This window comes from Pseudomonas sp. SDO5215_S409, from assembly GCF_054071325.1.
On the sequence record NZ_JBSVWN010000005.1, the window covers coordinates 131562 to 144509 of the forward strand.

Here is a 12948-nt window from a genome sequence, read left to right on the forward strand (position 1 = left end):
TGGCTTGTAGGAGATGTCTCAGGGAATACAAAAACACCCCGGGGCTGTAACGCCGCCGGGGTGTTCTGGCCTGGAAATGGGGGTCATGCGCTGGCTTGGCGCACCTGTTGTTCCAGCTCGGCCTTCAAGCAGGGGGCCAGCCTGAGCTGACGGGCGAGTTCGTCCAGGTAGGACTTTTCCATGAAGCTTTCCTCGTCGACCAGCATCACGCTGGCCACGTACATCTCGGCGGCCATTTCCGGCGTGGCGGCGGCGCGGGCTACATCGACAGGGTCCAGGGGCTTGTTGAGTTCGGCGTGCAGCCATTGCTGCAACTGTTGATCGCTGTCCAGGCGGGTGAACTCCCCCTCGATCAGCGCTCGCTCGCGCTCATCGACATGCCCATCGGCCTTGGCCGCCGCCACCAGGGCCTTGAGGATGGCCTGGCTATGTTGCTCGGCCTGCGCCGCAGGCAACCGATCGATGGTTTGCGGCTCCCCCTGCGGTGCACCGGCCTGTTGAGCCTGCCAGTTTCCGTAAGCCTTGTAGGCAATCACCCCCAGCGCCGCCAGCCCCCCATAGGCCAGCGCCTTGCCGCCGAACTTTCGGGCCTTCTTGTTACCCAACAGCAACCCCATCGCACCGGCCGCCAGGGCGCCGCCGCCAGCGCCGCCGAGCAGGCTGCCGAGCCCGCCACTGCCCAGCAGGCCGCCCAGCGCGCCCTTGTCGTCATTGTTACGCGGGGCGCCCGCTTGGTTTTGCAACATTTGTTGGCCAGACTTGAGCAATTGGTCGAGCAATCCACGGGTATTCATGCGCTACCTCCAGACACTTGGGTTCAAAACGCCTTCCAGCGTAAAACCAAGTCGCAGAAAGCCCCTGGCCTAGAGTGCTTCCAGATGTAACGCAGGTGAGTGCTACTGGAAATGTCTTGTATCAGATGCGGCGCCATCACCCCGCTATCAATCATTTTTCCTGAGCCACCGAACCCCTTAAGCTATTGAGGTTCTGTTTATTGTTCGTTGCGTTTGGCCGAAGGCATGTCCGAACCGTAATTTCTGATCCGGCACGTGCCAGGAAAGGCGCGGGATTGTTCACGACAGGTTGTATTTATGCAACGCAGGAATTTGCTCAAAGCGTCCATGGCCATTGCGGCTTACACCGGTCTGTCGGCCAGTGGCCTGCTGGCCGCCCGCGCCTGGGCGGGCAACCGCGCCGCTGATGGGCAAGCCAAGGCTTTTGATTTCGAGACGCTCAAGGCGCAAGCCAAGCAATTGGCCGGGACGGCCTACCGCGACACCAAGCAAACATTGCCGCCGACCCTGGCGAATATGACCCCGCAGAACTTCAACGCCATTGGCTACGACGGCCAGCATTCGTTGTGGAAAGAGCTGAACGGCCAGCTGGATGTGCAGTTTTTCCATGTGGGCATGGGGTTCAAGACCCCGGTGCGCATGCACAGCGTGAACCCCAAGACCCATGAAGCCCGCGAGGTGCACTTTCGTCCGTCGCTGTTCAACTATGAAAAAACCACGGTGGACACCCAGCAGCTAGGGGGCGACCTGGGCTTCTCCGGCTTCAAGCTGTTCAAGGCCCCGGAGCTGGACCGGCATGACGTGGTGTCCTTTCTGGGCGCCAGTTACTTCCGGGCGGTGGACAATACCGGCCAGTACGGCCTGTCGGCCCGTGGCCTGGCCATCGACACCTACGCGAAAAAACGCGAAGAGTTCCCCGACTTCACCCAGTTCTGGTTCGAGACGCCCGACAAGAACGCCACCCGTTTTGTGGTCTACGCCCTGCTGGACTCGCCCAGCGCCACCGGCGCCTACCGCTTTGACATCGATTGCCAGGCCACCCAGGTGGTCATGGCCATCGACGCCCACATTAATGCGCGCACCGCCATCGAACAACTGGGCATCGCGCCGATGACCAGCATGTTCAGTTGCGGCACCCACGAGCGGCGGATGTGCGACACCCTCCACCCGCAAATCCACGACTCGGACCGCCTGGCAATGTGGCGCGGCAACGGCGAGTGGATCTGCCGCCCGCTGAACAACCCGGCCACCTTGCAGTTCAACGCGTTCGCCGACAAAGACCCGAAAGGCTTCGGCCTGGTGCAGACCGACCACACCTTCGAGAGTTACCAGGACACGGTGGACTGGTACAGCAAACGGCCAAGCCTGTGGGTAGAACCTACAACCGCATGGGGCGAAGGCTCTGTCGACCTGTTGGAAATCCCTACCACCGGCGAGACGCTGGACAACATCGTGGCGTTCTGGACGCCGAAAAAACCAGTGGCCGCCGGTGACTCGCTGAACTACGGCTACAAGCTCTACTGGAGCGCCTTGCCCCCGGTGAGCACGCCGTTGGCGCAAGTCGATGCCACCCGCTCGGGCATGGGCGGTTTTACAGAAGGCTGGGCCCCGGGCGAACACTACCCCGACGTGTGGGCGCGCCGTTTTGCCGTGGACTTCAAAGGCGGCGGCCTCGACCGCTTGCCGGCCGGCACCGGGATCGAGCCGGTGGTGACCTGCTCCCATGGCGAAGTCAAAGACTTCAGCGTGCTGGTGCTCGACAACATCAAGGGCTACCGCATCCTGTTCGACTGGCACCCCACCAGCGACAGCGTGGCGCCGGTGGAATTGCGCCTGTTTATCCGCACCAACGACCGCACCTTGAGTGAAACCTGGCTGTACCAGTACTTCCCCCCGGCGCCGGACAAGCGCAAATACACCTGATGCAGGCCGTTCCCACGCCCCTCGCGGCGTGGGAACATTCCCGCCCGTTCAGAACCGCGACACACTCTTCATCGCCCCGATCAAATAGCGCATCGCCACCTGATCGTTCTCGGTCAACGCGCGGTACTGCTCCAGCAATTCGGCCTCGTCGGCACTCAGCTTTCGCCCGCGCCAAGACACCCGGCGGGCCAGAAAAGACGTGACAGCGCCCGCTACACCATAAGACTTGGTCATGGACTGTTTCTCCTCGTATCAGTCAACTGCTCCTGCTGCCCATCACCGTTGCCCCCTGAAACGCAATGTCTGCCGGGACACACCGACTGACTCCCTGGGCCAGAAATCAGACTTACTGGTAAGCGTAGAAACTATCCCGCCGGGTGTGAGATTTTTTTAGAGCAATCACTTGAAAAAACGCTTCAGGCGCAATGACCTACGGCGTTATCCCACAAGGCGGGATCGGGCTGACAGAGCAGGTAAGAAAAAACCCACCGGGATCAGCGGTGGGTTCTGAGCGACCGTAGGCAGGATCAGTCCCGCAGGTCGGACTCGTGAATCGGCTGATTCCGGTGTGTCGCCCGCTGGTACTGGGCGGGCCAGGTGGCCAGGCGTCCGCCCAGATCATCGTCGGCATGCAGCGGCCAGTACGGGTCCCGCAGCAGTTCGCGGGCAAGAAAAATAATGTCGGCCTGGCAGGTGCGCAGGATGTGCTCGGCCTGGGCAGGTTCGGTAATCATGCCGACAGTGCCGGTGGCGATGCCCGACTCTTTGCGCACACGCTCGGCAAAACGGGTTTGATAGCCGGGGCCGGTGGGAATTTCCGCATTGGCCGCAGTGCCGCCGGAGGACACGTCGATCAAGTCTGCGCCCAGGGCTTTCAGCCGACGCGCCAGTTCGACTGTTTCGTCGGGGTTCCAGCCGTCTTCTACCCAGTCGGTGGCCGATACCCTTACAAACAGCGGTAAGTTTTGCGGCCAGACCTTACGCACTGCCTCGGTCACTTGCAGCGCCAGGCGGATGCGGTTTTCAAACGAGCCACCGTAGGCGTCCTGGCGCTGGTTGCTCAGCGGCGACAAAAACTGATGCAGCAGGTAGCCGTGTGCGGCATGGATCTCCACCACCTTGAAACCGGCGGTCAGCGCGCGTTGGGCGGCGGCGACAAAGTCGGCGATCACCTGCTGGATCTGCCCTTCGTCCAACGGACGAGGCTGGGTATGTTGCGGGTCGAAGGCAATCGGCGACGGGCCCACCGGCACCCAGCCGCCGTCCTCAGGCTTGACGCTGCCGTGTTTGCCGAGCCAGGGTCTATGCGTACTAGCCTTGCGCCCGGCGTGGGCCAGTTGAATGCCCGCCACCGCGCCTTGAGCCTCGATAAACCGGGTGATGCGTTGCAGGGGTTCGATTTGGGCGTCTTGCCACAGGCCCAGGTCCTGGGCGGTGATGCGGCCATCGGCGGTGATCGCGGTGGCTTCGGTAAAGATCAGCCCGGAGCCGCCCACGGCGCGGCTGCCGAGGTGGACCAGGTGCCAGTCATTGGCCAGGCCATCGGTGCTGGAGTACTGGCACATGGGCGACACGGCAATGCGGTTGAGCAGGGTCAATTCGCGCAGGGTATAGGGTTCAAGCAGACGACTCATGGGGCACCTCTTCTCGTAGTCGGTGGGCTGGCTCCAGGGTTCTGTCTTAGCGTTGACGTTTTACAAAAAGATGAAGGGCCTGTCCCCGGCAGGCTAAAAAGATGACGACGTCACAGGACTATTCAGACAGTGCTTAGAGCCTAGTCGACAACGGGAAAAGTCGGAGGGTTCAGAAGGGATGCGGGAGCCGGTGGCCGGCTCCCGTGGTGCAGCGGTTCAGATTTCGACCTGGGTGCCCAGCTCGATCACGCGGTTCACCGGCAACTTGAAAAAGCGCAGGTTGCCGTTGGCGTTTTTGAGCATGAAGGCGAACAACCCTTCGCGCCAGCGCGCCATGCCTTCGATTTTGGAGGCGATCACGGTTTCGCGGCTGAGGAAGTAGGTGGTGCGCATCGGGCTGAAACCCAGGTCGTCCAGATGGCACAGCTTCAGCGCCTGGGGTACGTCCGGCTCGTCCGTAAAACCGAAATGCAGTATGACCCGGAAGAACCCTTCGCCGTAGGAATCCACCTCGAATCGACGTGCGGCCGGCACACGCGGGATGTCTTCGTACACCACGGTCAGCAAAACCACCTGCTCATGCAGCACCTGGTTGTGCAACAGGTTATGCAGCAACGCATGGGGTACCGCGTCCGGGCGGGCGGTGAGGAACACCGCCGTGCCCTGCACACGATGGGGCGGTTGCACGCGGATGCTGCTGATAAAGATGGGTAACGGCAGCCCGCCTTCGTCGAGGCGGTCCATCAACAGTTCCTTGCCGCGCTTCCAGGTGGTCATCAGCACAAACAGCACGATCCCCGCCAGCACCGGGAATGCGCCGCCCTGGACGATTTTGGGCACGTTGGCGGCGAAGAACAGCCCGTCGACCAGCAGGAAACCGACCAGAATCGGAATCGTCAGGACCGGCGGCCATTTCCACAGCAGCAGCATCACGGCCGACACCAGGATGCTGGTGATCAACATGGTCCCGGTCACGGCCACGCCGTAGGCCGAAGCCAGGGCGTTGGACGACTCGAAGCCCAGCACCAGCAGGATCACACCGACCATCAGCGACCAGTTCACCGCGCCGATGTAAATCTGGCCTTGCTCGGCGCTGGAGGTGTGCTGGATGTGCATGCGCGGGATGTAACCGAGCTGGATCGCCTGGCGGGTCAGGGAGAACGCGCCGGAGATCACCGCCTGGGAGGCGATGACCGTAGCCAGGGTCGACAGCGCCACCAGGGGCACCAAGGCCCAGTCCGGGGCCAGCAGGTAGAACGGGTTGCGCGCCGCTTCAGGGTTTTCCAGCAGCAAGGCGCCCTGGCCAAAATAGTTGAGCACCAGCGCTGGCAGCACCAGCGCGAACCAGGCGCGGGCGATGGGCTTGCGGCCAAAGTGGCCCATGTCGGCGTAAAGCGCTTCGGCACCGGTCAGTGCCAGCACCACCGCGCCAAGAATCGCCACGCCCATGCCCGGGTGCGACACAAAAAAGCGCACGCCCCACACCGGGTTCAACGCGTTGAGCACTTCGGGGTGCTGCAAGATGCCGTGAATACCCAGGCCTGCCAGCACCAGAAACCACACCACCATCACCGGCCCGAACAGTTTGCCGATGCGGTCGGTGCCGTGTTTCTGGATGAGAAACAGGCCCACCAGCACCACCAGCGACAGCGGCACGACCCAGCGCTCCAGGCCATCAAAGGCCAGTTCCAGGCCCTCGACCGCCGAGAGCACCGAGATGGCTGGCGTGATCATGCTGTCGCCATAAAACAGCGCGGCACCGATCAGACCGAGGATCACCAGCACCGAACGCAGCTTGGGAAACGGCGCCGCCGCCCGGCGCGCCAGTGCCGTCAGGGCCATGATGCCGCCCTCGCCCTGGTTGTCGGCGCGCAGGATAAACAGCACGTACTTGATCGAAACGACCCAGAGCAACGACCAGAAGATCAGCGCCAGGATTCCGAAAACCCCGTCATGATTGACCTGCACCCCATAACCGCCGGTGAACACCTCTTTTAGGGTGTAGAGCGGGCTGGTGCCGATATCGCCGTACACCACCCCCACTGCCGCCACCAACATGCCGATCGGCCTTGCGTTGGAATGCTCGGCACCTGCTGCCTGATTACTTGCCTGACCCATCAACCACTCCTGCCCTTTGACCCGAGGTCTTTTATAAACAGCGCTAAACTGTGCATAGCATGCGCTGTTTTACTTCTTGTTACAGACGAATTATTGACCGGGGAAAGCGACCCAAGCCCAACGGCGCGAAGCATAGCGCAGCACTCGTCGTATTTCCCTGCATAAAGCTGGTCAAGAGCGATTCGCGTCGCTAGAATTGCGCACTTTTTGATCAGAGGCACGCTCAGTGCCCGTCCGCTGCCCTGCCTTTGATGGCGGCGGCGTCATTCAATACCGAGGTTAGACATGTCCACCACTCCTGCAACAGCCAACCCCAAGGTCGGCTTTGTATCCCTGGGTTGCCCAAAGGCGCTCGTCGACTCCGAGCGCATCCTCACGCAATTGCGCATGGAAGGTTATGACGTGGTGTCCACCTACCAGGACGCGGACGTGGTGGTGGTCAACACCTGCGGCTTCATCGACTCGGCCAAGGCCGAGTCCCTGGAAGTGATCGGTGAAGCCATCAAGGAAAACGGCAAGGTGATTGTCACCGGCTGCATGGGCGTGGAAGAAGGCAATATCCGCGACGTGTACCCAAGCGTGCTGGCCGTGACCGGCCCGCAGCAGTACGAGCAAGTGGTCAACGCCGTGCACGAAGTGGTGCCGCCGCGCCAGGACCACAACCCGCTGATCGACCTGGTGCCGCCACAAGGCATCAAGCTGACCCCGCGCCACTACGCCTACCTGAAGATTTCCGAAGGCTGCAACCACAGCTGCAGCTTCTGCATCATCCCCTCGATGCGTGGCAAGCTGGTCAGCCGCCCGGTGGGCGATGTGCTGGACGAGGCCCAGCGCCTGGTCAAATCCGGCGTGAAAGAGTTGCTGGTGATTTCCCAGGACACCAGCGCCTATGGCGTGGACGTGAAATACCGCACCGGTTTCTGGAACGGCGCGCCGGTGAAAACCCGCATGACCGAACTGTGCCAGGCCCTTAGCAGCCTGGGCGTGTGGGTGCGCCTGCACTACGTTTACCCGTACCCGCACGTGGACGAGCTGATCCCGCTGATGGCCGAAGGCAAGATCCTGCCGTACCTGGACATCCCGTTCCAGCACGCCAGCCCTAAAGTCTTGAAAGCCATGAAACGCCCGGCCTTTGAAGACAAGACCCTGGCGCGCATCAAGAACTGGCGCCAGATCTGCCCGGAGCTGATCATCCGCTCCACGTTTATCGTGGGCTTTCCCGGCGAAACCGAAGAAGACTTCCAGTACCTGCTGGACTGGCTGACCGAGGCCCAGTTGGACCGCGTCGGCTGCTTCCAGTACTCGCCGGTAGAAGGCGCGCCGGCCAACCTGCTGGACGCTGCGATCGTGCCGGATGAGGTCAAGCAAGACCGCTGGGACCGCTTCATGGCCCACCAACAGGCCATCAGCTCGGCGCGCCTGCAACTGCGCATCGGCAAGGACATCGAAGTGCTGATCGACGAAGTCGACGAGCAAGGCGCCGTAGGCCGCAGCTTCTTTGACGCGCCGGAAATCGACGGTAACGTGTTTATCGACGGCTCCGAAGGTCTGCAACCCGGTGACAAAGTGTGGTGCACCGTGACCGACGCCGACGAATACGACATGTGGGCCGAACGCAAGTAAACCGTAAAATTTTGAAAAAGCCCTGCCTCTGGAAGAGAGGCGGGGCTTTTTTAGGTCTATCGTTTGCCCATCGACGCCGATCATCGACAAGGGGCAGCGTGCATGCGCAAGCATTCGGTTATCCACACACCCAAATCCAGTGACTACGCAGAATTGACCCAGGTGTGGGAGGCCTCGGTGCGGGCCACCCATGATTTTCTGCCGGAGAGTTACATCCAGTTGCTGAAAAACCTGGTACTGACCCGGTATCTGGATGCGGTGATGCTGATCTGCACCCGAGATGCGCAACTGCGCATCACCGGGTTCGCCGGGGTGGCCGCGGGCAAGGTCGAGATGTTGTTTATCCACCCTGCCCACCGCGGCCAAGGGCTGGGCCGGCAATTGCTGCGCTATGCCATCGAGGCCATGAACGCCGACCAACTGGACGTCAACGAACAAAACCCCCAGGCACTGGGGTTTTACTTCAAGCAAGGGTTCGAGGTGATCGGGCGCACCGACCACGACGGCATGGGGCAGCCTTATCCATTGCTGCATCTGCGCTTGCGCCAGGTGCAACCGCAGGCCAGCCGTGGCTAACTGAAATGGGGCCGGGCTTAACCGGCGCCACACAGGTACAATAGCGGCCCCCTTTTGTTACGGCCCTTGTCATGACTGAACCTCTACGCCTCTCCAAACGCCTCATCGAGCTGGTTGGCTGCTCCCGTCGGGAGGCCGAGCTGTTTATCGAAGGCGGCTGGGTTTCGGTGGACGGTGAAGTGATCGACGAACCGCAGTTCAAGGTCACCACCCAGACCGTCACGCTCGACCCAGAGGCCAAAGCCACCGCGCCGGAGCCTGTGACCCTGCTGCTGAACGCGCCAGCCGGCATGACGGTGGACACCGCGATGGCGTCCCTCAGCGCCGACACCTTGTCGGACGAACACCGTTTCGGTAAACGTCCGCTCAAGGGCCACTTCCTGCGCCTGACCGCCAGTGCCGACCTGCAGGCCAAGGCCAGCGGCCTGCTGGTGTTTACCCAGGATTGGAAAATCCTGCGCAAGTTGACCGCCGATGCCGCCAAGATCGAGCAGGAATACGTGGTGGAAGTGGCCGGTGAGATGGTCGAGCACGGTCTGAACCGTCTCGCTCATGGCCTGACGTATAAAGGCCGCGAACTACCGGCCGTCAAAGCCAGCTGGCAGAACGAAAACCGCCTGCGGTTTGCGCTGAAAAACCCGCAACCGGGTGTGATCACCGCGTTTTGCGAGGCCGTCGGCCTGAAAGTGGTGGCCATCCGCCGTATCCGCATCGGCGGCGTGTCCATCGGCAAAGTGCCGGTGGGACAATGGCGTTATCTGTCGGCCAAAGAAAAGTTCTAACCCCCCTTATTTCTCGGTATTGCCCACATGATTCACAACGACGTACTGCGCAGCGTGCGCTACATGCTCGACATCAGCGACAAGAAGATGGTCGAAATCACCCAACTCGGCGGCCTGGAGATCTCCAAGGACGCCCTGCTGACCTACCTGAAAAAGGACGAGGAAGAAGGCTTCGTCTTCTGCCCCGACGAGGTCATGGCGCACTTTCTGGACGGCCTGGTGATCTTCAAGCGCGGCAAGGATGAAAGCCGCCCACCGTTGCCGATCGAACTGCCGGTGACCAACAACATCATCCTGAAAAAACTGCGCGTGGCCTTCGAGCTCAAAGAGGACGACATGCACGCCATCCTCAAGTCCGCTGACTTTCCGGTGTCCAAGCCTGAACTGAGCGCGCTGTTTCGCAAATTCGGCCACACCAACTACCGCCCGTGCGGCGACCAGTTGCTGCGCAACTTCCTTAAGGGGCTGACGCTGCGCGTCAGGGCTTGAACTGAGCGGCGCATCAGACGCTTACAGCTTGCCACCTGAGGCTAGAAAAATGTCCTACCCCGTGTCCCCCGTAGGTTTTGTGCGCTCCTGTTTCAAGGAGAAATTCGCTATTCCGCGCCAGCCGCAACTGGCGCCAGCCGCTCGCGGCGTGCTGGAGTTGGTGGCGCCGTTCGATTCGGGCGACGCGGTGCAGGGGTTGGAGCAGGTCAGCCATGTGTGGCTGCTGTTCCTGTTCCATCAGGCGCTGGAAGACAAACCCCGCCTGAAAGTGCGCCCGCCGCGCCTGGGCGGCAACACGTCCATGGGCGTGTTTGCCACCCGCGCGACACATCGGCCCAATGGCATTGGCCAATCGGTGGTCAAGCTGGACAAGGTAGACGCGAATCGGCTGTGGATTTCCGGCATCGACTTGCTGGACGGCACGCCGGTGCTGGATATCAAGCCGTATGTGCCGTATGCCGATGTGATCCAGACCGCCACCAATGGCATCGCCAGCAGTGCGCCCGTGCTGATTGAAGTGCAGTGGCTGAAGGCTGCGCTGCAACAGGCGAACACCCACGCGCAGCGTCTGGACGAGCCCTTGGTGGCGCTGATTGAACAATGCCTGGCCCAAGACCCGAGGCCTGCGTACCAGAAGCCTGCGTCTGAACGCGAATACGGCGCGCAGTTCTGGGATGTGGATGTGCGTTGGCACTACCCGGAGGCAGGGGTGATTTGTGTGTTGGAAGTGGTGGCGGCGGGATAAGTCGCAAAAAAACAGGGGCGCATCGCTGCGCCCCTGTTTTTTGAATCGGTGTAGCGGTTACTTCTCGACGAATGCACGCTCGATCAGGTAGTCGCCCGGCTCGCGCATACGCGGCGAAACGGTCAGGCCAAAGCTGTTGAGCACTTCGCTGGTTTCGTCGAGCATGCTCGGGCTGCCGCACAACATGGCGCGGTCGTCCTGCGGGTTGATCGGCGGCAGGCCGATATCACTGAACAGCTTACCGCTGCGCATCAGGTCGGTCAGGCGGCCTTCGTTTTCAAACGGCTCGCGGGTGACGGTCGGGTAGTAGATCAACTTGTCGCGCAGGGCTTCACCGAAGAACTCGTTCTGCGGCAGGTGCTCGGTGATGAACTCGCGGTAGGCGACTTCGTTGACGTAACGCACGCCGTGGCACAGGATCACTTTTTCGAAACGCTCGTAGGTTTCCGGGTCCTGGATCACGCTCATAAACGGCGCCAGGCCAGTACCGGTGCTGAGCAGGTACAGGTGTTTGCCCGGCTTCAAGTCATCCAGAACCAGCGTGCCCGTGGGCTTTTTGCTGATGATGATCTCGTCGCCTTCCTTCAAGTGCTGCAACTGGGACGTCAGTGGACCGTCTGGCACCTTGATGCTGAAGAACTCCAGATGCTCTTCCCAGTTCGGGCTGGCAATGGAGTAAGCGCGCATGAGCGGGCGGCCGTTGGGCTGTTGCAGGCCGATCATCACGAACTGACCGTTCTCGAAGCGCAGGCCCGGGTCGCGGGTGCACTTGAAGCTGAACAGCGTGTCGTTCCAGTGATGAACACTGAGGACACGTTCGTGGTTCATGTTGCTCATGTACGGGGAACTCCTGGAAATGGGTCTGCGCCAAATGATAGATACGCAATTGCACAGCATTCTAATGGCGGCGACAATATCTGTTAACTGAATTATTAAGATAAGGGTTATCGGTTATATCGATATGCGATTTACTCTACGTCAACTCCAGGTCTTCGTCGCCGTCGCCCAGCAGGAAAGCGTCTCACGCGCTGCCGGCTTGCTGGCCCTCTCGCAATCCGCCGCCAGCACCTCGATCACCGAGCTGGAGCGCCAATGCAGCTGCCAATTGTTCGACCGCGCGGGCAAACGCCTGAGCCTGAACGCACTCGGCCATCAGCTGTTACCCCAGGCGGTCGCGCTGCTGGACCAGGCCAAGGAGATCGAAGACCTGCTCAACGGCAAGTCCGGCTTCGGCTCCCTGGCGGTGGGCGCAACCCTGACCATCGGTAATTACCTGGCCACCCTGCTGATCGGCAGCTTCATGCAGCAACACCCCGAAAGCCAGGTGAAACTGCATGTGCAGAACACCGCGCATATCGTGCACCAGGTGGCGCATTACGAAATCGACCTGGGCCTGATCGAGGGCGATTGCAGCCACCCGGACATCGAGGTGCAAACCTGGGTAGAGGACGAATTGGTGGTGTTCTGCGCCCCGCAGCACCCGCTGGCCAAGCGGGGCCAGGCGAGCATGGATGAGTTAACGCGTGAGGCGTGGATCCTGCGCGAACAAGGCTCTGGCACGCGGCTGACGTTTGACCAGGCCATGCGCCATCACCGCAGCGCATTGAATATCCGCCTCGAACTGGAACACACCGAAGCCATCAAGCGCGCCGTGGAGTCAGGGTTGGGGATCGGCTGTATTTCCCGGCTGGCGCTGCGCGACGCGTTCCGGCGCGGCAGCCTGGTGCCGGTGGAAACGCCGGACCTGGACCTGGCCCGGCAGTTTTACTTCATCTGGCATAAACAGAAATACCAGACCTCGGCCATGCGCGAGTTCCTGGAGTTGTGCCGCGCGTTTACAGCAGGCGTTCAGCGCAGCGACGAGATCGTGCTGCCCAGCATCGCTTAAATCAGGATCACGGCCCATACCAGGGTAATCATGGTCAGCGCGACCAATTGCGCGGCGCTGCCCATGTCCTTGGCATTTTTGGACAAAGGGTGACGGTCCAGGGAAATCCGGTCGATGGCCGCTTCGACCGCCGAGTTGAGCAGCTCGACGATCAACGCCAGCAAACACACTGCAATCAACAATGCCCGCTCGACACGGCTGACGTTCAGGAAAAAGCTCAGCGGGATCAGGATGACGTTGAGCAATACCAACTGGCGAAACGCTGCTTCGCCGGTGAACGCCGCACGCAGGCCGTCCAGGGAATAGCCCCCTGCATTAAGGATACGTTTGAGGCCGGTTTGACCTTTGAAAGGCGACATAAAGTAGGCAACTGAGC

Annotated in this window: 13 protein-coding genes; 7 read left to right on the plus strand and 6 right to left on the minus strand. The window is 61.2% G+C overall.

What is annotated here, in order from left to right; all coding sequences use genetic code 11:
- Positions 1 to 83: 83 nt before the first annotated feature.
- Positions 84 to 794, minus strand: a complete 711-nt coding sequence (locus tag ACW9H9_RS04435; protein WP_457341766.1) for a tellurite resistance TerB family protein — start codon at positions 792 to 794, stop codon at positions 84 to 86.
- Positions 795 to 1091: 297 nt separating this feature from the next.
- On the opposite strand from ACW9H9_RS04435, the gene ACW9H9_RS04440 reads away from it, so the two are divergent.
- Positions 1092 to 2717 (plus strand): glucan biosynthesis protein D, encoded by a 1626-nt coding sequence (locus tag ACW9H9_RS04440; RefSeq protein WP_457341765.1) that lies wholly within the window; start codon positions 1092 to 1094, stop codon positions 2715 to 2717.
- Positions 2718 to 2765: 48 nt separating this feature from the next.
- On the opposite strand, the gene ACW9H9_RS04445 is transcribed toward ACW9H9_RS04440, so the two are convergent.
- The 3 genes from ACW9H9_RS04445 to ACW9H9_RS04455 form a co-directional block, all read right to left on the minus strand.
- Positions 2766 to 2951, minus strand: coding sequence for a hypothetical protein (locus ACW9H9_RS04445; protein ID WP_457341764.1), 186 nt, complete (start codon positions 2949 to 2951; stop codon positions 2766 to 2768).
- A 293-nt stretch (positions 2952 to 3244) separates the two neighbouring features.
- Positions 3245 to 4351: an NADH:flavin oxidoreductase/NADH oxidase gene (locus ACW9H9_RS04450; RefSeq protein WP_457341763.1), complete on the minus strand. Its 1107-nt coding sequence runs from the start codon at positions 4349 to 4351 to the stop codon at positions 3245 to 3247.
- Positions 4352 to 4567: 216 nt separating this feature from the next.
- On the minus strand, positions 4568 to 6469 hold the full coding sequence (locus tag ACW9H9_RS04455) for a potassium transporter Kup (protein ID WP_457341762.1): 1902 nt from the start codon (positions 6467 to 6469) through the stop codon (positions 4568 to 4570).
- Positions 6470 to 6754: 285 nt separating this feature from the next.
- Between ACW9H9_RS04455 and rimO the strand changes: the two genes are divergently transcribed.
- The 5 genes from rimO to tsaA all read left to right on the plus strand — a co-directional run bounded on the left by rimO (position 6755) and on the right by tsaA (position 10684).
- A complete protein-coding gene (rimO, locus tag ACW9H9_RS04460) occupies positions 6755 to 8092 on the plus strand; it encodes a 30S ribosomal protein S12 methylthiotransferase RimO (protein ID WP_457341761.1) in 1338 nt (445 codons plus the stop codon).
- 102 nt (positions 8093 to 8194) lie between these two features.
- A complete protein-coding gene (locus ACW9H9_RS04465) occupies positions 8195 to 8668 on the plus strand; it encodes a GNAT family N-acetyltransferase (protein ID WP_457341760.1) in 474 nt (157 codons plus the stop codon).
- Positions 8669 to 8739: 71 nt separating this feature from the next.
- On the plus strand, positions 8740 to 9450 hold the full coding sequence (locus tag ACW9H9_RS04470) for an rRNA pseudouridine synthase (RefSeq protein ID WP_457341759.1): 711 nt from the start codon (positions 8740 to 8742) through the stop codon (positions 9448 to 9450).
- 27 nt (positions 9451 to 9477) lie between these two features.
- On the plus strand, positions 9478 to 9939 hold the full coding sequence (locus ACW9H9_RS04475; protein WP_457341758.1) for a DUF1456 family protein: 462 nt from the start codon (positions 9478 to 9480) through the stop codon (positions 9937 to 9939).
- 49 nt (positions 9940 to 9988) lie between these two features.
- Complete coding sequence (gene tsaA, locus ACW9H9_RS04480; protein ID WP_457341757.1) at positions 9989 to 10684, plus strand: tRNA (N6-threonylcarbamoyladenosine(37)-N6)-methyltransferase TrmO; 696 nt, start codon at positions 9989 to 9991, stop codon at positions 10682 to 10684.
- Positions 10685 to 10741: 57 nt separating this feature from the next.
- On the opposite strand, the gene fpr is transcribed toward tsaA, so the two are convergent.
- Positions 10742 to 11521, minus strand: coding sequence for a ferredoxin-NADP reductase (fpr, locus tag ACW9H9_RS04485; RefSeq protein ID WP_002554680.1), 780 nt, complete (start codon positions 11519 to 11521; stop codon positions 10742 to 10744).
- A 124-nt stretch (positions 11522 to 11645) separates the two neighbouring features.
- On the opposite strand from fpr, the gene ACW9H9_RS04490 reads away from it, so the two are divergent.
- Positions 11646 to 12572: a LysR family transcriptional regulator gene (locus ACW9H9_RS04490; protein ID WP_457341756.1), complete on the plus strand. Its 927-nt coding sequence runs from the start codon at positions 11646 to 11648 to the stop codon at positions 12570 to 12572.
- On the opposite strand, the gene ACW9H9_RS04495 is transcribed toward ACW9H9_RS04490, so the two are convergent.
- Entirely contained in the window at positions 12569 to 12931 is a 363-nt protein-coding gene (locus ACW9H9_RS04495; protein ID WP_457341755.1) for a diacylglycerol kinase, read from the minus strand. The two genes, ACW9H9_RS04490 and ACW9H9_RS04495, sit on opposite strands and share 4 nt — an antisense overlap.
- Positions 12932 to 12948 lie beyond the last annotated feature (17 nt).